General features: G+C 62.3%; 18 protein-coding genes and 1 pseudogene. 14 read left to right on the top strand and 5 right to left on the bottom strand.

Annotation, left to right across the window (positions count from 1 at the left end; genetic code table 11):
- Positions 1–263 precede the first annotated feature (263 nt).
- Positions 264–1580 carry an RNA-guided endonuclease TnpB family protein gene (locus AC6I6S_RS17910; protein ID WP_497952043.1) on the bottom strand — a complete coding sequence of 439 codons (1317 nt, stop codon included), beginning with the start codon at positions 1578–1580 and terminating at the stop codon, positions 264–266.
- A gap of 43 nt (positions 1581–1623) precedes the next feature.
- Between AC6I6S_RS17910 and tnpA the strand changes: the two genes are divergently transcribed.
- Complete coding sequence (gene tnpA / locus AC6I6S_RS17905) at positions 1624–2022, top strand: IS200/IS605 family transposase (protein ID WP_497952041.1); 399 nt, start codon at positions 1624–1626, stop codon at positions 2020–2022.
- A gap of 58 nt (positions 2023–2080) precedes the next feature.
- Here the strand turns inward: tnpA and AC6I6S_RS17900 are convergent, their stop codons facing one another.
- The gene (locus AC6I6S_RS17900; protein ID WP_497952040.1) at positions 2081–2461 is read right to left on the bottom strand and encodes a divalent metal cation transporter; all 381 of its coding nucleotides are present in this window, start codon (positions 2459–2461) and stop codon (positions 2081–2083) included.
- Here AC6I6S_RS17900 and AC6I6S_RS17895 point away from each other — a divergent pair.
- The 12 genes and pseudogenes from AC6I6S_RS17895 to AC6I6S_RS17840 form a co-directional block, all read left to right on the top strand.
- Positions 2453–2800: pseudogene (locus tag AC6I6S_RS17895) on the top strand (transposase); the annotation flags it as partial. The gene AC6I6S_RS17900 and the pseudogene AC6I6S_RS17895 sit on opposite strands and share 9 nt — an antisense overlap.
- Positions 2801–3130: 330 nt before the next feature.
- The gene (locus AC6I6S_RS17890; RefSeq protein ID WP_497952039.1) at positions 3131–4297 is read left to right on the top strand and encodes an alpha-amylase family protein; all 1167 of its coding nucleotides are present in this window, start codon (positions 3131–3133) and stop codon (positions 4295–4297) included.
- A gap of 202 nt (positions 4298–4499) precedes the next feature.
- Positions 4500–5480, top strand: coding sequence for an LLM class flavin-dependent oxidoreductase (locus AC6I6S_RS17885; protein ID WP_497952038.1), 981 nt, complete (start codon positions 4500–4502; stop codon positions 5478–5480).
- Between the two features lie 2 nt (positions 5481–5482).
- Positions 5483–6604 carry a Gfo/Idh/MocA family protein gene (locus tag AC6I6S_RS17880; protein WP_497952036.1) on the top strand — a complete coding sequence of 374 codons (1122 nt, stop codon included), beginning with the start codon at positions 5483–5485 and terminating at the stop codon, positions 6602–6604.
- Between the two features lie 47 nt (positions 6605–6651).
- Positions 6652–7872 (top strand): threonine ammonia-lyase, encoded by a 1221-nt coding sequence (gene ilvA / locus AC6I6S_RS17875; protein ID WP_497952035.1) that lies wholly within the window; start codon positions 6652–6654, stop codon positions 7870–7872.
- A 66-nt stretch (positions 7873–7938) separates the two neighbouring features.
- Positions 7939–8901 (top strand): Gfo/Idh/MocA family protein, encoded by a 963-nt coding sequence (locus AC6I6S_RS17870; RefSeq protein WP_497952033.1) that lies wholly within the window; start codon positions 7939–7941, stop codon positions 8899–8901.
- Entirely contained in the window at positions 8898–9887 is a 990-nt protein-coding gene (locus tag AC6I6S_RS17865) for a Gfo/Idh/MocA family protein (protein WP_497952032.1), read from the top strand. Before AC6I6S_RS17870 ends, AC6I6S_RS17865 begins: the two co-directional genes overlap by 4 nt.
- Positions 9888–9947: 60 nt before the next feature.
- Entirely contained in the window at positions 9948–10313 is a 366-nt protein-coding gene (locus tag AC6I6S_RS17860; RefSeq protein ID WP_497952031.1) for a hypothetical protein, read from the top strand.
- Positions 10314–10454: 141 nt separating this feature from the next.
- A complete protein-coding gene (locus tag AC6I6S_RS17855; RefSeq protein ID WP_497952030.1) occupies positions 10455–12536 on the top strand; it encodes a hypothetical protein in 2082 nt (693 codons plus the stop codon).
- Between the two features lie 700 nt (positions 12537–13236).
- Positions 13237–14577, top strand: a complete 1341-nt coding sequence (locus AC6I6S_RS17850) for a cobyrinic acid a,c-diamide synthase (protein WP_497952028.1) — start codon at positions 13237–13239, stop codon at positions 14575–14577.
- Positions 14578–14801: 224 nt separating this feature from the next.
- Positions 14802–15524 (top strand): CatB-related O-acetyltransferase, encoded by a 723-nt coding sequence (locus AC6I6S_RS17845; RefSeq protein ID WP_497952027.1) that lies wholly within the window; start codon positions 14802–14804, stop codon positions 15522–15524.
- A 193-nt stretch (positions 15525–15717) separates the two neighbouring features.
- On the top strand, positions 15718–17622 hold the full coding sequence (locus tag AC6I6S_RS17840) for a polysaccharide deacetylase family protein (RefSeq protein WP_497952026.1): 1905 nt from the start codon (positions 15718–15720) through the stop codon (positions 17620–17622).
- 43 nt (positions 17623–17665) lie between these two features.
- Here AC6I6S_RS17840 and AC6I6S_RS17835 read toward each other — a convergent pair whose 3' ends face one another.
- Positions 17666–18142, bottom strand: a complete 477-nt coding sequence (locus AC6I6S_RS17835; protein WP_497952024.1) for a universal stress protein — start codon at positions 18140–18142, stop codon at positions 17666–17668.
- Between the two features lie 52 nt (positions 18143–18194).
- Between AC6I6S_RS17835 and AC6I6S_RS17830 the strand changes: the two genes are divergently transcribed.
- On the top strand, positions 18195–18635 hold the full coding sequence (locus tag AC6I6S_RS17830; protein ID WP_497952023.1) for a pyridoxamine 5'-phosphate oxidase family protein: 441 nt from the start codon (positions 18195–18197) through the stop codon (positions 18633–18635).
- Between the two features lie 146 nt (positions 18636–18781).
- Here the strand turns inward: AC6I6S_RS17830 and AC6I6S_RS17825 are convergent, their stop codons facing one another.
- Positions 18782–19102, bottom strand: a complete 321-nt coding sequence (locus AC6I6S_RS17825; RefSeq protein ID WP_497952022.1) for a winged helix-turn-helix domain-containing protein — start codon at positions 19100–19102, stop codon at positions 18782–18784.
- A 345-nt stretch (positions 19103–19447) separates the two neighbouring features.
- Positions 19448–21166, bottom strand: a complete 1719-nt coding sequence (locus AC6I6S_RS17820; protein ID WP_497952020.1) for a carbamoyltransferase family protein — start codon at positions 21164–21166, stop codon at positions 19448–19450.
- Positions 21167–21353 lie beyond the last annotated feature (187 nt).

Below are 21353 nucleotides of genomic sequence, written 5' to 3'. Positions count from 1 at the left end.
AACGGTTGTGGGCTGGGCACACGGCCCATGAGAGGATGTGTGCCACCTGTGGGGCGCGACAACGGCTATTTCCACAGGGTGTGAACTCGGTAGCTATTGGTCCACAGGGCGGCCAGAATTGGTTGTGTACAATTAGAATTTGTTTTGTATAGCCAAACACTTTTGTGCAGCCGGAATCCGTCCGGCCATATCACCAAATCAATAGAATCTCGGCGTAAACAACCACGGGTCGGGTGACCCGTGGCTTTTCTTGTTCCCTCAGCCTATGTCGTAAGCACTCCACGCGAAGCGATTTCGCGGGATGAGGATGGGCGGTTTACTGAACGCCCCGACCCAGACAGGCTCACCTTCCGAACAAACGGTTGGGTTTTGCGAGTCCGGTAATTAACTGATTCAACGTCCACGTTAGCGTGTTTTGCCCACGCTCGCCACGCCACATTCACACTCGCGTTCCGATCAGCGTGGTCTTGCTGAACCTCACACGAGTCATTCGTACACCGGAACCGCCGACCTTGGCGGTAGCCACGGTTTCCACAGCACGAGCAGGATTTCGAGTTGTACGGCGACTCAACCGTCTCACACGGTATCTGGTTCCACGTTGCTTTGTATCGAACTTGTTGCTCGAACTTGTGGAACGGCAGTTTGTGCAGACGACGGTTCATATACGTGCCGTACTTGATGGCGTCTCGAATCCCACTCAAGTCCTCGAATACAATAACGGGGTTCGAGAACTGTTGGGCGAACTCCACCACGACTCGGGAGAGTCGGTGAAGAACCCACTCAGTGTAGCGTTCTTCTTTCTCACCGAGTTGGTGATGGATGGAGTGTTGGCCGTGTTCCTGACAACGTTTCGTGATGGTGTGGTAGCGTTGGCGTTCGGCTTTCACCGAGCCGTAATCTAGCACGAGTGTTCCGAGCGTGTCCATCGTCTCACGGTTAAGAGCGGTGAGAGCGATGTTGCGCTCGTTAATATCGACGCCGACGAGTGTGTCAGCGTCTTCGGGTTCAGGCACTTGAACTTCTGTTTTGACCGTGACGTGTAGGTAGTACACGCCATCTCGGTACAAAAGTTCGGCCTGTCCCAACGACCATTCGTCTTCGGTCAAGGCTGACTTGATGAGTTTAAGGTCTTCTGGTCGCCCTCGAAGGTGTCCTTTCACCTTCTTGTACGGCTTCGGACTCACACGGAACCGAATACGGTCGGTCTCGTCGTTGTGGGTGAGCCGATAGCCTTCGGTGTGCGCCATGACGAGCGGGTAGGCTCCCTTCTTGTCCGTGGCGGGTGGCGACGGTTTTCCAACGTTGGTGTCGTCTTGGTCGTACCACCAGTTGAGGAGTTCTTTATAGGAGTCCCACGCTTCCAGGGCTTTCCCGACGACCGCGCACTTGTTGTTCCGAAGGAAGTCATCACGGTCAACTTTCTTCTGAATCTTGGTGCGTGAGTAGCCGTTTTGTTTGAGTCGGAGTGTGTCGTTGGCGAGGTCTCGTGCGGTGTAACGGGCATCTTTGAGCCACGACCGCTCACCAGACTCTATGCAGAGTCGGGTGCGTGCGGTCTTCGTGACTTCTTCGATACCCATACATTGACTATCGAACCAAGTGATAATAAAATTAGGGATTAGGATGGAAGAGTACCGGAGTCATGCACATTCAATCAGTTTGTGTAAGTATCATTTCGTGTGGTGTCCGAAGTATCGCCACGGGATGTTGGAGTTAGTTCGAGACGAACTTTCGGAGTTGTTCCGAGGAACTACTGAACGGTTCGGTCACGAGATTGTGTCGGTGGAGATTGCTACTGACCACGTTCACTTGTTCGTGGAGACCGACCCGAAATGGAGTCCTGCCGAGATTGCCAAGCAATTCAAGGGATACTCAGGTCGAGCAATCCTGAAACGCCACCCAGAAATCAAACAGCAGTACTTCTGGGGAAGTGGACTGTGGAAGCACGGCTACTACGTCGGGACGACTGGTGCTGTTTCCGAGGATGTAGTTCGCCGGTACATCGAAGAGACTGAACATTAGGCGAGCGTACGCGATTCACCCACGGGTCAGGTGACCCGTGGAACTCTCGCTGTTTTCTTTAGACGAACTGGACGACCTCATACAGGTAGTTGAGGACGATCGCGATGATCGCGAGATAGCCGACGATTCCGAGCCCGTTCGCGATCCACCCGTTCGAGTACCGGCCCATAAGCGCGTCGTCGTTGGCAATCGAGAGGATGAGAAAGCCGAGGATCGGGAACGCGACGACGGCCGACGCCTGGGCGAGTCGGAGGAGGTGGATGGGATCCCTCTCGAACACCAGCACGATCGCCAGCCCGAAGAGGATCGCAGCCGTCGACCAGCGCTTGACCGGTCGACTGTCCATCGACGGATCGCGCCCGAGGCCGTCGACGAGGAGCGTCGCGCCGATGAGCGCGTTGACGACGAGCGAGGAGAGGCTCGCGAAGAAAAGATGCACGCTCAGATTCGCTACAAAGCGGCTGAGAGAGGGATTCGTGTGGAGACGGTGAATCCCGCGTACACCTCGAAGACGTGCCACTGTTGCGGAGAACAGGGCTACCGTCCGAAGCAGGCGACGTTCAAGTGTTCCAACTCGGAGTGTTGGGTTTCGGAGTACCAAGCAGACGTTAACGCCGCGCTCAATATTGCAGACCGCTACCTCAGCGGAGAGAGTCACTCAAGAGAATATATGAGTGACGATGACTCGGCTGAGGAAGGGGGACGTTTGACCGTCCCACAAGACAGCCAAGCCGATGCTGACACCCAGCAAGAGACGCTTGGAACGTATGCGTCTTGAAACCTTAGGGCCGCGATCGGCCTGAAATCCCATGGTGGGATTCCCGCGACTTTAGGCGCGGGAGGAGGTCAAAGCCGTAGAAACTCCCCGCGATCGTACTGAGTGCAATACTGCCGGGGCCGACGACGACAGCCGCCAGAACGAGCGCCGGGCCGATGGCACCGAGCCGTGACCAAACACTCCCCGTTTCCACTGAACCTGTGTCTCGTGTGACCATACACCAGCAGTGGATAGTCACGATATTATATAGATATCGGACCGTTCATCGGGAAAACGGCGCTGTCGGCCGCGTCGCGAATACTTTTCACCCCGGTCTTCGACTGTCGGGGTATGCCCGCACTGTGGACCTATCCGTGGACGCTCGCGCAGAACGATTTTGACGATACCTGCGCCGAACTCGAGGCCCACGGGATCGACGCGCTGAACGTGGCCAGTCACTACCACTCGGTTCGATCGATGCAGCCGCGGTTTCCAGATGACCTCTTTCGTTCCTACCCCGGCGGCTGTTACTTCGAACCCGGCCATCGGTTCGACGATCTCGAGATCGAGCCACCGGTCAACGACGTCGGCCCGTGGAACGATCCCCTGGGAGAGATCGTCGACGGGATGCACGATCACGGGGTCGCGGTCAACGCCTGGACGGTCATCCTCCACAACACCGCCCTGGCTACGGCGAACCCCGACTACCGCTTCCAGAGCGCGTTCGACGACATCCACGACCACTCGCTGTGTCCATCCCACCCCGCGGTCCGAGAGTACTACGCGACCGTCGTCGGCGCCATCCGGGACCGCGGGGTCGACGAGATTCAGCTCGAGTCGATCGGCTTTCCCGGCGCGTTCCACGATCACGGCGCGGCGTTCGGCCACGACAAGCGCCAGACGATCACGGACGACCGCGAGGCCGCCTTGCTCTCGCAGTGTTTCTGTGAGGGCTGTCGCGCCGCAGCCGACAACCACGAGGTCGACCTCGAGCGCGCACAGACGCGAGTACGCGAGCTACTCGAGCCCAGCCTGTCGGACCCGACCGCCTCGTTGCCACCGGCTGCGGCTCTGCTCGAGGAGGAGCCCGAACTCGAGGCACTGTTCGAGTTCCGGGCCGCCATCATCGAGGACTTGCTCGAGGACATCGCAGCCGCCGCCGGTTCGACGCCGCTCAACTACTACGCGATGGAGGCCTTCGGCTCCGACCCCGACGCGCTCCGACTCGCCGGCGTCGACCTCTCGCGGCTCGAGGAGCACCTGGATCGGCTGACTGCGATCTGTTACGTCGCCGATCCGGGGGAGGCGCGAGAACGGATCGGGGCGCTCGAGGCGGCCGTCGGCTGTCCGATCGATGCGGGCGTAACGCTCGACCCAGACGTTATCGATAGCGAGGACCGACTCGTCGAACTGGTATCGGCGATTCGAGCGGCGACCGACGGTGAGCCATTCGTCTATCACCACAGCCTCCTGACTGAGACACACCTCGAGTGGATCGCGAGCGCCCTCGACGGCTGAGTTGCGGTCAAACGGCCCGAGCGCGTCGGTTCACTCGAGTCTGAGTGGTACACGATTACACCCACCACAAGGTACATTAGGATCGCGTACATCGCCTCGAACGAATGTCTGTCTGTCGTATCGAAGATACACGGATGTCGATGTGCTGCCAGAACTGTCGACGGCGTCTCCCCGTTCCGACCGGAACCCGGGTGAACTCCGTATGAAGTTCGGCGTCTTTCTCAACCAGTACTACACGCCCGACGGCGAGTTCGAGGTGACCGACCTCTACGACCAGGTCGAACTGATCGAGGACGTCGGCTTCGACGGCGTCTCGCTGGGCGAACGGCACGTCCACGACGAGGGCGTCGTCGAGCCGATCACCGGCCTCGCAGCCATCGCCGCACGCACGGAGACGCTCGATCTCTCGACGATGGCGATGCTGCCGATGCTGTACAACCCGCTTCACCTCGCCGAGTACGTCGCGATGATCGACCGGCTCTCGGAGGGGAGGATGCACTTCGGGGCCGCCGTCGGCTATCGCGAAGCCGAAATCGAGCCCTTCGGCGTGCCGATGGAGCACCGCTCGAAGGCAATGATCGAGGCGCTGCACGTGCTCAAACGCCTCTGGACCGAAGAGTCCGTGAGCCACGACGGAACGAAGTGGCAGTTCGACGATGTCTTCATCAGTCCCCGTCCGAAGGGAGAGATGCCCGTCTGGATCGGCGGCCACGCCGACATCGCGCTCAAACGGGCGGCCTATCGCGGCGACGCCTGGATCGCAAGCGCCTCCTCGACCCCGGACGACCTCGAGGAACAGATCGGCGTCTACGAGGACGCCCTCAAGGAGTTCGACAAGGATCGCGAGAACAACGAAATCGTCCTGATGCGCGACTGCTTCGTCGCCGATTCGGTCGAGGAAGCCCGCGAGACGATCGAACCCTACCTGCTGAAGCTGTACGAGATGTACGCCCGCTGGGGACAGACCTACATGGACGAACACGAGGTCGAGGTCGACTACGACGAACTCGCCGAGAAGTTCATTCTGGGCTCCCCCGAGGAGTGTATCGAACAGCTCCAGACGTACGAGAATCTGGGCGTCGACCAGATCTACATCCGGTGTCAGTTCCCCGGCCAGCCCCAGGAGACGACCCTGCAGTGCCTGGAGCGCTTCGGTGAGGAAGTCATTCCCGCCTTCGACTGATTATGACGAACGCCGACAGACAACTGACGGACGCAGATCGAGACGAGCCACGGGTCGGCTACGTCGGTCTCGATCACCATCACGCCGAACCGTACCTACAGACCCTCGAGTCGCTGCCGGCGACGGTGACCTGCGCCTGCGAGCCGAGCGACAGCTTCGACGTCGATGGTGTGGCGAGTCTGGGTGACGTCCCCGTGTACACGGAGCCCGAGGCGATGTTCGACGCCGAGTCACTCGATGCGGTGTTCCTTACGCTCTCGAACCGTGACACCCCAGCGGTGATCGAAGGGGCGATACGAGCGGGGATCGACGTCTACACGGAGAAACCGGGAGCACGGACTGCGGCCGAACTCGACTCGCTGATCGACCTCGAGGCCGACACCGACGTCACCGTCTGTGTCTCCTACCCCTGGCAGCACCACCCGATCGCAGCCGAACTCGATTCGCTGTTCGACGACGGCTTCTTCGGCGAGCTTCGCGGATTCGAGGCCCGCTTTATCGCCTCACAGCTCGCCTACCGCGACGCCGATCACTTCATCTTCGACGCCGACGCGAGCCGGGGCGGTATCCTCCAGTGGCTCGGCATCCACTGGATTCAACTGCTCTCCTATCTCCTCGAGTCGCCGATTTCTCGCGTGAACGCGACGATGACGAACAACGAGGAGGCGATCGACGTCGAGGACGGGGCGACCCTCCAGCTGGAGACCGCCGACGGCGCGATCGGGACGGTCAACTGCGGGTACTACCTCCGCGAGGGGGTCTACGATACGCAGCTGAACCTCTACGGGAGCGAGGGTCGCTGCCGCTGGGACCCGATGGGTCGAGAGTTCGGGTTCGACGACGAAACCGAACTCGAGCTCGATTCGGCCGCCGACGAGTGGGAAGCGACACCCCATCGTCGGGTCGTCCACGACTACGATCCCGCCCCCGGCTACGGCGGCGCGTGGGGACGAGCCTTCGTCGAAGCGTTCTTCGACGCCTGTGAGATGGGCGCCGAACCGCCGGTGACGCTCTCGGATGCGCTGACGGTCCTCGAGATCCTCGACGCCGCCTACGAGTCGGCCGAAACGGGCCAGTGGGTCGACCTCGAGGCGGCCACTGCCGAGCGCGAGTCCACACCCTGACAGTCAGTACTACTATTATCGAGCGGTTGCAGGATACCGCCATACAAATGTCGGAGATAACCGCAAGCGATGTCGAGGCCGCGGCCCGCCGATTCGACGACCGGGATATCGTCCAGCGGACGCCGGTCGAGTACAGTCGCACGCTGAGCGAGCGAACCGACGCGGAGATCCTCCTCAAGATGGAACACCTGCAGCGAACCGGCTCGTTCAAAACCAGAGGCGCGTACGCGAAACTCCTGTCGCTGTCCGCTCGAGACGACGTCGACCGCGTCGTCGCCGCGAGCGCGGGCAACCACGCCCAGGGGGTCGCGCTGGCGGCGACGAAAACCGGCGTTCCCTCGACGATCGTCATGCCGACGACCGCCCCACAAACCAAGATCGAAGCAACCGAAGGATACGGCGCCGAGGTCGTCCTCGAGGGCCTGGACTTCAACGGGGCCGTCGAGCACGCCAGAACGCTCGCCGAGGGCGAGGGAACGGCGTTCGTTCACGCCTTCGACGACCCCGACATCGTCGCCGGTCAGGGCACCGTCGCCCTCGAGATCCTCGAGGACGTCCCCGACGTCGACACGGTGATCGTCCCGATCGGCGGCGGCGGGCTGATCGCCGGCATCGGCGCCGTACTCGCGGCGCGGGCGCCGGACGTTCGCCTCGTCGGCGTCCAGGCGGCCTCGGCGGCGACGGTTCCAGACAGCCTCGACAAGGGCGAGCCGATCGCGCTCGACGACGTCGACACGATCGCCGACGGCATCGCGACGGGCGGAACCTCCGCCCGAACCCTCGAGTCGATCGACAACCACGTCGACGAGGTCGTCACAGTTACCGACGAGGAGATCGCCACGGGGGTCGTGTTCCTGCTCGAGCGGGCGAAACAGCTCGTCGAGGGAGCGGGCGCGGCGGCCGTCGCGGCGCTGGTGAGCGACCGGGTCGACGTCTCCGACGAGGTCGTCGTCCCGCTTTTGTCGGGCGGAAACCTCGACATGTCGATGCTCCAGACGCTGTTGACCCACGAACTCAGCACGCGCAGCCAGCTCATCAGGTTGCGCATCCGCATCGACGATGGCCCCGGCGAGATGGCTCACCTCTCGGCGCGGATCGCCGACCGCGGGGCGAACATCAGGACGGTCCACCACTACCGCGCGGACGATTCGCTGTCGGTCGGCGAGGCCCACCTCGTCTTCCTCGTCGAAACCAGCGGCGTGAGCCACGCCCGCGATATCATCGAGGTGATCGAAGCCGACGGCTACGACGTCGACCGCATCAACTGAGCCGGTGGTCGCTCGAGGGGGCGTATCTCCGAACCATTATTGTGCTGTGGTATCTCTGGACAACGCATGCGAGTTGGAATTGCGGGTGCCGGGTTCATGGCCGAGACGCACCTCGAGGCCTACACCGAGATGGACGTCGACGTCGCCGCCGTCGCCTCCCCGAGCGGGCCGGGAGAGACGATCGAGGCGTTCTCGCTCGAGGCGGACGCCTACACCGACGTGGCGACGATGTGCGAGCGGGCCGAGATCGACTTTCTTGACGTCTGTACGCCGACGCACACCCACCTGTCGCTGGCGCGGACGGCCGTCGACGCCGGGATCGACCTCTTTCTCGAGAAACCGATCGCGGCGACAATGGCCGAGGCGGTCGAACTGCGGGACATGGTCGACCGCGCCGATAGCACGTGTATGGTCGGTCACGTCCTCCGATTCATGCCGAAATATCGCCAGGCCGAGTCGATCGACATCGGGGAGCCGGGCGTCGCGAGAGCACGGCGGCTGTCGCCGTTTCCCGACTGGGGCTCCGAGGACTGGTTCGCGAACACCGAGAAGAGCGGCGGCGTGTTCGTCGACCTCGCGCTCCACGACCTCGACTACCTGCGGTGGTGCTGGGGACCGGTCGAGCGCGTCTTCGCACGGCTCGCAGACGGCGCGGAGGGGAGACACGGGTTCGTCACCCTCCGGTTCGAGAACGGCGCCGTCGGCTACGTCGAGGCCTCCTGGGCCCAGCCGGGCGGACGCCCGCTCGCGTCGGAACTCGAACTCGCGGGCTCGGAGGGGCTGGTCGAGTTCTCGAGTGCGGACGACGAGCCCTACGTCGAGTGGGACGGAGAGGGTCGCGCCGTCGAGAATCCGGTCGCGAGAGACGGCTATCGGCGCGAACTCGAACACTTCGTCGACTGTCTCGAAACCGGGACGGAGCCCGCAGTCACGCCCGTTGACGCGGTCGACTCGCTGCGTCTGGCGCTGGCCGCGAACCGATCGGCCGCGCAGGGAACGCCGGTGTCGCCCCAGGAGGTGGAATCATGAGCGTTTCTATCGGAATCCTATCGGCGGCTCATCCCCACGCGAACGCCTACGCCTCGCTACTCGCGGGAATGGACGACGTCCAGTTCGCCGGTATCGCGGACGAACAGGCCGACCGGGGACGCGACCTCGCCGAGTCCATCGGTACGGAGTACGTCGCCGATCCCGACGACCTACTCGAGGCGGTCGACGGCGTCGTCGTTTGCTCGCCGAACGCCCGCCACGTGTCGTGGATCGACCGCGCCGCCGCAGCGGAGGTGGACGTCCTCAGTGAGAAACCGCTCGCACCGACCGTCGACGGCGCTCGAGCGATCGTCGACCGCTGGCGGGAGTCGGGGATCGGACTCGGGGTGGCGATGCCGCTTCGGTTTAGCGAGCCTGCAAAGCGGGCTGGGACGGCCCTCGAGGCGGGAACCATTGGCACCGTCCACTCTATCTCGGGGACGAACCGCGGGCGGATGCCCGGAAAGTGGTTCGTGGACCCCGAAGAGGCGGGTGGCGGGGCCGTGATGGATCACACCGTCCACATCGTCGATCTCGTGCTGGCGCTTACCGGCGAATCCGTCGCGGAGGTGTACGCAGAAACCGCGACCTGCATGCACGATCTCGAGGTCGAGGACGTCAACGTACTCTCGATGCGACTCACCGACGGGACGACGTTCCTCCTCGACGGCTCCTGGAGCCGACCCGATAGCTGGCACACGTGGGGCGACGCGACCCTCGAGTTCGTCGGTAGCGACGGCACCGTCGCAGTCGACTGTTTCGACCAGTCGCTGTCACACACGGTGCGGTCGGGCGAGGACGCCGGCATGCACTCCGTTTTCTGTGGCACCGATCCGAACGCGGGCCTCCTGCGGGATTTCGTCGACAGCGTCGCCACCGGAGGCGATCCCGCTGTGTCGCCGGAAGACGGCCTCGAGGCCGTCGCAGTCGTCGAGGCCGCATACGAATCCGCCGACCGAGGCGAGCCGGTGTCGGTCATGGACTGACCGTCGGCCCCGCTCGGATCGAAGAGGTACGCTCTTGTGGCTCCGACGAGGTCGACCTGTATGAAACGCTACGAGACGGACGTGCGAGGCGACGTGTTGTACCTCGAGACCGACGACGGCTGGCTCGAGATCGGTCCGCTCGAGGATATCTGCGAGCTGGTCGGCGGCCGAACGTACACGATCGAGTACGGCGACGAGAGCGCGCAGATGCCCTGGCTCGAGACGGACGACGGGACGCTGTCGTTCGATGTGGTCGAGACGGTGTCGACGATGGATTACGACGAGGAGTTCGTGCGCAACCTCGAGGCCATCGACGCGGATGCGACCGACGGGGAGTACCCGCTCCGGGCGTCGGTGTACGCCGACCTGATGACGACCATCTGGGATTCGAAGGGGAACCTCGACGGCGGCAAAAACGGGTCGTAAGTTCGGCCTGCGACCTCGGTGCGTTGGGGCCACCGCCGGACGGTCCGTACACGGCTCGGGCGACCGGGCACAAAGCCGGCAAGTATGGGCCATACCCGATGGTACTTGATATCGTGTGGTACAGTCACGCATGCGAGACAGATGACTGAAGACAGACGAACGGACGAGCGGACGGACTCGAACAGGAACGGAGTGCTCCCACTCTCGCGACGCAACATGCTCACTGCCGGTGCCGCGGGGCTGCTTCTCACGGGAACTGCACTGGGTGGTCGTGATGGGCAAGTAGCTGGGCAGGGTGATGGGGACGGACCACCGTTCGCTCCCGTCGAGCACGATCACAGCGGCGAGAACGGATCGACGGCCCGGCTCGGTGCGACTGCACCCGTCGAATCGATCGTCGCCGAACGGATCGACGCCGGAATCGTCAACGACGTTCGCCACGTCCACGCCGGCGAGTGGGACGAGCAGTTGCAGGCGGAGATCGATGCTGCGGCGGCGAACGACGAACGCAGACTCGTAGTCCACGGCGTGGGGGTGTTCGAACCGACGACGACGGTTCGGATTCCCGATAACTTCACGCTCGAGATCGACTCGAGCGTTCGGCTCGTCCCGCCATCTGATCACAGTCTGGACGAAGGCGAAGGCAGGGACCGGACGTATCGGACCCTCATCACGAACACCGATCACGACGACGGCAACGAGAACGTCGCCGTCGAGGGCGGGCACATTTCCTTCGAGAACCTGGACTGGGACGAACGGAGCCACGCACCTGTCTGGTTCCACGAGTGCGAGTCGCCGCGCCAGGAGGACGTCACCGTCACGGACGTGATGTACGATCACGCCAGCGAGGCGGGGACTCGTCAGTTCGGGGTGTACATCACGCGCTCCTCGAACGGGATCCAGCGGAACTGCGTCGCCCGTCGCGTCGGCTACGACGGGATCGCAAACCGCGGAACGCGCACCGGCGGGAAGATGATCGGCTGTGAGGCGTACGACATCCCCGGAACCGGCATCCAGTTCGCCTGGGACGCCCAGGAGGCGACGGGCGACCCTGACGACATCGTCGTCCGAGAGTGTATCACCGACGAATTCATCACCATCCACGTGAGTGACCCGCTCGAGGACGTTCTCATCAAAGATAACGAAAGTCGGATCATCTCGCTGATCGCCGACGGGCCGGTGGAGAACGTGGTACTGCAGGACAACCGGACGAACGCCTCGCAGATCGCGATCCGGGACGACCTGAAGAACGTTCGGATCACCGGTCAGGGGAGCCGATCTGGGGAGAACTACCAGCCGGGGTTCTCACAGGCAATCCGGCTCCAGAGCTACGAATGGTCCGCCGACGGGAGCCTGGATACCCTGAAGGTGTCCGACTGCTACAGCCGGGACGACGTGTTCCTCTCGAACGAGCTGGTAGAGGGTGTAACTGTCTCAAACGTGACGCTAACGAACAACGTGTTCGATCCGGACGGTGAGAATCCGGCGGCGTTCGTCGACGGATCGGACGCCGAAAACGACATCGAGCACCTGGATGCAGCCCACAACACGATCCACAACGCGCCGATGATTGACGAGGGCGTCGACAGGGCCCGGCTTCTGGACAACACCCAGGTACAGACCCGCTCGCCCGGAATCAACTACGACACGAGCGACCTGTTCGTCGAGGCGTCGGCAGAGGTCGACGACACCTTCCCCGAGGCGATCCAGCTGAACGCCGACGGCGAGGGCGACTGGTGGGAGTTCGAGTTCGACGTCCCCGAAACCGGTACGTACGTGATGGACCTCGACGCGCTGTTCGGCCCGACGACGTACGGGGTCTACGACATGTATATCGACGGCGAACACGTCGATACCCTCGATTTCTACGCCGATGGGGACGGTCGAGAGACGATCACCTACGAGCGCGACCTGCAGGAGGGGACCAGTTCGTTGCGCTTCGAAGTTATCGGGAAAAACGAGGACGCCGACGATTACAATATGGCGCTGTACTCGCTCGTCCTGATCGACGAGGACGCGCGCGAGTGGGACGAGTACCCTGCGATCGTCGGCTCGGTCCCGCGCGTGCTGACCAACGGGCGTGGGACCAACGACGGCGATCCATCTGAACGCGGCGAGTGGCACGGCTACGCCGAGTTCGCCGAAGAGTCGAACGCGCTCATCCGAGATACCCGAAACGACGACTGGTATCGGGCGTTCGACGGGAACTGGGAGCCAGCCTGACCGAACCGGATCGGTTCACCAGGTCCCATTTCGCGTCCGATATGGAGTTGGCTTCGAGAACTGTTCATGGATGTTACTCGAGCCGCTTCACTCCGCCACCAATGGATCGGTCAGTTACAGTCCACTTCACGATCGTATCAGTTTTGAACTATGAGATGTGTTTTGATGTGATTGTGGCAGGGATGTGATTGAAGTTACACGCCCTCAGCACATCGAGGTCAAAGAACCGGGTCTGCTGCGGAGATAGGCCATTTTTATTCTGTCGTACGATCTTAGCTCCGAACCGCGATCTAATATGGCGTAATCTCCCTTTCCCAGGTCATCGGATGATTTTCACTACGGTAGCGAAGATACCATATTAGACATGTATAAGTCGATTTATCAGCAAATGTATTTGTTTTCGTAGATGGTACGGTAGGTGTGTGAATCGACGAGAAAGTTAGCGGGATTTCGAGCCACAAGCGGAAGGTTAGCGGGTGCATAAACGACGACCGAAAAACGCAGCGGCGTGAGGGAACAATTCCGTCTGCGAGCCCCCGTCGAGAACAGCACTGACCGCGGAACACACCGCCCGGTCGGGTCCACCCTAGTCAGTATGGGCCCGAAAACGGAGACAGAGCCGAACCGGAACGGCCACGGAGACGGGCATCCAACTGGAAGCCGAGATGAACACCGACCACGTCGAGGTGGAAACCAGCGAATGAGGGAGCCAGCCCGGTCTCGAGGCGGCGGCACACCCGGCCTCGTCGTCGGTGGCACGAGCTCCGGCGTCGGCAAGACGATCGCGACCCTGACGATCGTCACGGCGCTCGAGGCCGCGGGCTACGATGTCCAGCCGGCGAAGGCGGGGCCTGACTTTATCGATCCGAGTCACCACGAGGCGGTGGCCGAGCGACCGTCTCGGACGCTCGATCCGTGGCTCTGTGGCACCGAGGGGATGAGACGAAACTACGCCCGTGGAGGGGGTGACGTCTGCGTGATCGAGGGAATGATGGGGCTGTACGACGGCGACGTCTCAAGTACCGCCGCGGTCGCCGGCGCGCTGGACCTTCCCGTCGTGTTGGTCGTCGATGCAAACGCCGGAATGGAGAGCGTCGCGGCGACCGCACTCGGCTTTCGCCGGTACGCCACAGAGGTTGGCCCCGAGATCGAGGTCGCGGGGATCATCGCCCAGCGGGCTCACGGCGGCCGCCACGAACAGGGAATCCGCGAGGCGCTCCCCGACGATCTCGCGTACTTCGGGCGCGTTCCGCCGGTCGACGACCTCGAGGTTCCGGACCGCCACCTGGGCCTTTACATGGGTGACGAAGCGCCCGTTCCGGAGTCCGCTCTCGAGCGGGCGGCGGCGTCGCTCGCGACCGACCGTCTTGCCGGACTCGCGAGGCCCCCAGCAGGCGTAGACGAACCGACGGAGGAAATTGAACGGACGGGCAATCGGATCGCCGTCGCCGACGACGCGGCGTTCTGTTTTCGGTATCCGGCGACGCTCGAGCGGTTCCGCGAGCGTGCCACTGTCGTCCCGTTCTCCCCGGTCGCCGGTGACCCCGTTCCCGACTGCAACGCGGTGTATCTCCCCGGCGGCTACCCGGAGCGATACGCATCGGAACTCGAGTCCGGCGGGACGCTCGCGGAACTCGGGACGCTGGCGAGCGAGGGACTGCCGGTGTTCGGCGAGTGTGGCGGGCTAATGGCGATGGGCCAGTCGCTAACGACCACCGACGGCGAGCGCTTTCGGATGGCGGGACTCCTCCCCGCCGACGTACGGATGAACGATCAGTATCGGGCGCTCGATCACGTCGAACTCGAGGCGAAAACCGACACGCTCACGGCCGCCGCGGGGACGCGCCTCCGTGGCCACGAGTTTCACTATTCGACGGCCGACGTCGACGCCGACGCACGGTTCGCATTCGAGACGCGGCGTGGCCACGGGATCGACGGTGACCACGACGGACTTTGTGAGTACGCCTCGTTCGGGACGTACGCCCACGTTCATCCCGAATGCGGTGCGTTCGATCGGTTCGTAGACGTCCTCGACGGATGAGCGTCACGTTCGGGTTTCGGCGACAGTTGTGGTACCGTTCTCGAGAGGGGGACGACGGCTCGAGGACAGCTGTAAGTTGCGTCTACCCGATGGCGCACCGATGACACCATCTCACCAGGATACCGGGTTCCGGGCTAGGTAGCGAATGTATTCGGTATTGGCAGCGAACATCCAAAAACGATCGTGTGGAGTTTACCACCGGCGTGTGTACGTCCGAACCATCAATGACACCCAGTGATCTGGCGGAGGCGGTGGTGTCGGCAGCCGGCTATCCGCGGATCACCCACAGAGCGATCAACGCCCTCACGACGACGACGCTAACCGTCGCACCGTCGGCCGACATCGCCCCACGCTGCCTGCTTCGCGGAACGGTCGATATCGAGTCGGGTGTCCGCCTGAGTACAAGATGCGTCCTCAACGGCGAAGTGTCGATCGGCAAGCAGACCAACGTCGAGCCCGAGTGCGAGTTCGTCGGCGATGTCGAGATCGGTAACTACTGTGCGATCGCCCGGGACAACACCTTCCAGCAAACGGACCACGAGATGGAGAAACCGTCGATACAACGCCGGCTGTACCAGAACATCCTCGATAGCGAGCTGGCGTACTCGACCAAGGGACCGATCACCGTCGGAAGCGACGTCTGGATCGGAACCCGCTGTATCGTCCTGTCGGGCGTAACCATCGGCCACGGAGCGGTCGTCGCCGCCGGATCGGTCGTGACCAGTGACGTCGAACCATACGCGATCGTCGCGGGTACCCCTGCAGAGCGGATCGGATGGCGGTTCCCAAGCGAGGTCAGAAACGCGCTACTCGAACTGTCGTGGTGGAACTGGGACGACGAACGAATCCGAAACTATCCCGAGTTCTTCAACTCCCCCGTTCGAACCCCCGACGACGTCCCGTCACCGACCGGAACCTCGGTGCACAACCCCGCACCCAGTCCGTGACCCACACCGGGATAGGATGGCGATCAGCCCTGTCCGGACCCCTGTCATCCGGTATCATATGGCCAGCGGAGGAAAAGATGCTTCGAGATGTAGAAATCATTCTACACATTCGTACTAAACGCAACGGGAGTCGTGCCGTACATCTGATTTTACGTACTTCATTAAGAAGTATCCCTGTGGCCAACCCCGAGTAATGGATCGCTACACGACCCGGCGACGAATGCTAGCGACGGTTGGGGCAGCGTCGGCGGCGATGGCGGGCTGTCTCGAGAACGACGATCCGGACGAGAACGACTCGAACACCGATGGCGGCGGCAACGGCGACGGCACCGGTGACGGCTCGAACGGCGGAGACTCCGACGGCAACGGGGACGGAGCGTTGTGGCCCGCGATCGATTCGGGTGAGGTCATCTCCGATTTCGACGATCTCGATAGCTGGGAGCCGGTCGTTGGCTCGGTCGAGGGTTCCTCGGAGGAGGCGCGAACCGGCTCGCAAGCGGCGGTGCTCGAGGGAGAGGACGGGCGAGCCGCGATCAGACGGGAGTTCTCCGAGCCGCTAGATCTCGACGGCCGGATGCTCTCGATGGCGATCAAGGCCGAAACGGTACCACGAATCGTCGTCGAGTTCTTCGCCCCGAGTAGCAACGAACGTCTCGCCACCGTTCGCCCGGTTCTGGACACGTACGACGGCTGGTTCCGGCTCGACTGCGGATACAACGACAAACCCGGAGAGGAGCCGGACATCTCGGAGGTGTGGCAGATAAACATTATCGCCGACGATCCGGACGGCGAACCCGTTCGAATGGTCGTCGACGACCTTCGCATGACCGAAACCGCCGACAACGGCAAGGCGATTCTCGCGTTTTACGAGGGACGGGACTCCCACTACGAGACCGCCGCACCGCTGCTCGAGGAGCGCGACTGGCCCGGGACGGTTCCGGTCATCCCTGAACACATCGGCACCGCCGGCCGGATGGACGTAAACGAACTCCGTGAGCTCAGCGAACAGGGCTGGGAGGTCTGTTCCTCCCCGGGAGCAGAGGGAGACCTCCTCGAACTCGAGGAGGGAAAGCGCCGACAGGTGATGGATATCGCCCGCAAGACCCTCGCCGATCACGGATTCGAAGACGGCTCGCGTCACTTCTTCGCTCCCGAATGGCGTCGGATGGACGAGGCAACCGTCGAGATGGTCCGCGAACGCCACGACACCGGATTCATGTTCGGAAGCTGTCCGACCCCAGCGCCGCCGACCGGTATGCATACGATCCCGATCATCTGGGGGCCCGCCCTTCACTCGGGGGTGCGCCGACAGATCAATCTCTCCGATCAGTACAACCAGCTCACCGTTATTCGCGTCCCGCCGATCGTCGAAGAGGACCCCGAGGGTAGCGAGATGTCCCTCGACGACTTCGAGCACCTGCTCGATCACATCGAGCACCGCGGCCTCGACGTAATCACCCCCTCGGAGCTCGTCGACGGGATGGACGGTGGATCGGGAAGCGTCGACAGCGAGCCGGCAGAGCGGCCGGACGGAACCGTCTTCGAGGAGGGCGAGTCGTACACGCTCGAAGGCTCGCGAAGCGGCGAATCCGACGAGTTCGATCTCTCGGAGGGGCTGCTCGTCGGCGAGTTCTCCCACGATGGCGACGGAGCGTTCGTCGTCGAGGTAGAGGCGGTCGACGGCGATACCAGCCACGACCTACTGGTCGACACCAGTGGCGACCAGGGCGGCGAGTCGATGGTCACCGTCAGCGAGGGTACCTACCGGCTCAACATCGACGCCGACGACGAGTGGTCGATCGAACTCAACCAGCCAGAAGTCGACAGCGACGATCTCGAGGACCTTCCGGTCGAGGCGAGCGGCAGCGGCACCTCGTTCGTCGGGCCGGTGTGGGCAGAGGCCGGCGTCAGACTCACCGCGACACACGACGGTGACGACGAGTTCCGCGTCGACGGACACGGTGCGGACGGCCACCGAGAGTCACTCATCGTGACGGACGGCGAGTTCGATAGCTCGCGATCGTACAGCGCCGGCGGCGTCGTCTGGCTCACCGTCGAAGCCGACGGCGACTGGTCGCTCGACCTCGAGTCGGCCTAATTGATTCGCCGATACCGGTGGCGGAATATACAGGAGTCCGCTGCTATCGCGACCGGCCGACGTTCATCACCGGCAGGTCGGCCCGACGGAGGACTCTGGCCGTCGTACTGCCGAGTAGGCGGTCGTCGGCTCCACCCTGGCCACGCGTTCCCATCACGAGCAGATCGGCGCCGGTATCGTCGACGTACGTGAGCAGTTCCGCTTCCGGAACGCCGCGCAACAGCGCCGTCGTCACCGATAGATCACGGTCTCGAGCCTCGAGTTCGACCGTCTCGAGCGCGTTTCGGCCACCCTCTCTGAGAAGGCCGACGATACTGCGGGGCGCATCTTCGAGGTCGTAGATCGTTCGATCGACGACGTAGACGACGTCGACCTCGGCTCCGACGAGCGTCGCGTACTCGAGAGCAACGGTCGCTGCGCGCTCTGCGTGGTCGCTGCCGTCGGTTGGAATTACAGCCAGCGGCCGGACCGACTGGCTGCGTTCTGTTCGTCTTCTCGAAGAGACTCGAGGCTGGGACACATCAGCGACCAGTGATTGGGGATTTTTACCGCCCACGTCGTAGCACAAAGCCATGGAGGGACTGCGCTGGGCGCAGCTTACCGCGGACGAACGCAACGACTTCCTGGGAACCGGCGGCACCGGCGTGCTCTCGTTTGCGACTGGCTCGGACGACCCCCCTGCCTCGTTTCCGGTGTCCTACGGCTACCTCACTGCCGACGAAAGCATCTACTTCCGGCTCTCGTTCCCACCGGGAAGTTCCAAGGAGAATCTGATCGAAAATCCCGTGACGTTCGTCACCTACGACGAGACTGACGAGGGATGGCGCAGCGTCATCGCCACCGGGTCGCTCGAGGAACTCGCAGACCTTCCCCACGAATCAGCAGCCGTCCAGGGGATGTGGGGCGTCGAGATTCCGGTCGTCGATGTCTTCGACCGACCGCGCGAAGAGATCGAGTTCCACGACTTCCGCCTGGTCCCGGAGCGGCTCACGGGTCGCAAGGAGAGCCGTTGAGTGGACGGTGAGCTACGCTCTCGAGCGGTTGGTGCTACAGCATGAGATGGGCGTTCAGTAGCGTGAGTTGCTTCCCTGAGTGTACCCACAATCGTGAGGACAGCAGACGACTCCGGAACTACGCCGGAGCAGTTCTTGTTCGGTAGTCAAGCGCCGCTATCAGATCCCAGGAAATCAGCAGGGTTACTGGCGTCGGTGTTTAGCTCCTCGAGTTTGCTCCCCGCAATCTCGCCGTCTAGATACCACTGCCCCAGGGTCGAAATGGCGTAGTAGTCGCTACGGTCTTCGTCCTTGTGGATCAGGCCGTTTGTATGCAACACCCGAACACGGCGTTTCACCTGGGAGTACGAAACCGGTGTTTCGAGGTTCGCATGGATGACTTTCGGTGGCGCAGCTACATCGGTGCCACGGAGCCACTCGAGTATTGTATCATCGACCTTCGTCATCCACGACACTAACGGTCGCATCTCCTATCAGTACTGTAGTGACACACATAACAATACCGTCGAAGCCCCATCCGATTCTATTAGGTATTTATGTGGAGCTATGTATTACGTTTGTTTTGATATTACTGAAAATCACATGTGTCCGTTCAGCAAGGATTGGGTGAGTGAATCCAGTGTCTGCAATCGAACTTTCGAACGTGACGAAGGAGTACGGTGGCGAGAGAGTCCTCGACGGAGTGTCGTTATCGGTTCGGATGACGAGGCGAACCCGCACCGAAAGGTCTTGAACTCTTGTTATTCAGGATCGAATACGAGCATCTCCTCCGGCACCACCTCAGGAGAGCTGTCATCACGTCGGGTGAGCTGTCACCCCTTCTCGACGACCAGGTCCTCGAGAACGAGCACGTCGAGACCCATTCCGTAGAAGTCCTTGATGGCCTGCGTCGGCGTTCGAACGATGGGTTCGGCGTGATCGTTGAACGACGTGTTGAGAACGGCAGGGACACCCGTAATGGCTTCGAACTCGGAGATGAGACGGTGATAGCGCGGATGCTGGTCCTCGCGAACGGTCTGGGGACGCGTCGAGTCGTCGGCCGGGTGCAAGACGGCCTCGAGGTCGCCGGTTTTCTCCGGATTGACGTCGTAGGCGTTGATCATAAACGGCGCCGGACCACCATCGACGAGATACTCCTCGGCGGCCGACTCGAGCAGCGACGGCGCGAACGGCCGCCACTCCTCGCGGTGCTTGACGAACTTGTTCACCCGGTCTCGGGAATCGACCGAACGCGGATCCGCGAGGATGCTCCGGCCGCCGAGCGCTCGCGGCCCCATCTCCATCCGCCCCTGGAACCAGCCGACTAGTTTTCCGTCTGCGAGCCGTTCTGCGACGTGACCCTCGAGGTTGTCGGGTTCGGTGTACTCGATCTTGTTCGTCTCGAGCGTTGACCGGATCTCGTCGGTATCGTACTCCGGGCCCAGATACACCGTCGTCTGACGGTCGACGTCGGCCGCCGGTTGCCGTTCCCAACCTGCACCGAGTGCGAGACCGGCGTCATGGGCGACGGGCTGGACGAACAGGTCGCCGACGACCGGCGATTCCCGAACGTTCTTGTTGAGTTTGCAGTTAAGTGCGACGCCGCCCGCCAGCGCGACGTTCCCGGTTCCGAGCCGCTCGACCGCCGTCTCCGTAATCTCGAGAACCGTCTCCTCTAGGAGCTTCTGTGCAGTGTGGGCGAGATCCTTTTGCCATTGGTCGAACTCGCCGGGTGTGTCGTTTCGCGGCCGGTCGAAGACGTCCTCGAGGATCTCCACGCCGTGGCCGGTTCCCCAGCGTTTCGTAAGGTCGGTCACGTCGTAGTCGACGCCGGTGTCGATCAGGTTCCGGAGTACGTCTTCGATTCCGGGGTTGTCGGTACCGTACGGTGCAAGCCCCATGACTTTCCCCTCACCGTTGAACATCCGATAGCCGAGATACTCCGTGATAATGGCAAAAAATAGGCCGAGGCTGTTGGGGTGGTCGTACGTTCGAACCCGTTTCAGTTGACGGTCGGTGGCGTGCCAGACGACCGTCGAATCGTACTCTCCCTTGGCGTCGACAGTGAGCACGACCGCCTCGTCGAATCCAGAGGGGTGAAACGCGCTCGCAGCGTGACAGCGGTGATGTTCGACGAGTTCGATCGGTGGGAGCGACCCACCGAAGGAATCCTCGAGTTGGGCTTCGATTTGTCGCGTCGGAACGTATCGGCTGCGGACCTGTGTGACGAGCGTCCGCTCGAGCGCAGAGAGCTTCCGAGCAATGCCGGGCGCCCGGATCGCGTCGGTGAGATAGTGGCCCGCAATCTTGCCTTGGAGCCGTGGATCGTAAGGGAGCAAAATGCGGTCGAGATCCGAAATTTCCAGATTCCGGTGATCAAGGCAGGCCTGAATCGCCTGTTCCGGAAATGTCTCCGTCGCATGTTTCTCGCGGGTATACCGCTCTTCTTCGACGCCGAAGACAGGTGTTCCGTCGGCGAAAAGCACAGCGCTCGGATCGTGCTGCCCGTACAGACCGATTGCAGGTTTGAACGCAAGTAGATAGGTCGTCATTTGAGACTCTTGCTACTCCCACTAAGAGAGGGTAAACACAAAACACCCATGGCTGTGCGCTGGGCCGGAAAATCGATAGATATTTGTCGAGTAAATACAATTGGGTTCGGTCGCTCACGTGGTACCACAGCCCCAGTGGTGGTTGTGTGGTACCACAGCCCCAGTGGTGGACCGCCACCCCGACCTT

This window comes from Natrononativus sp. DTA114, assembly GCF_059736515.1.
This window is presented reverse-complemented; position numbering and strand designations above follow the sequence as displayed.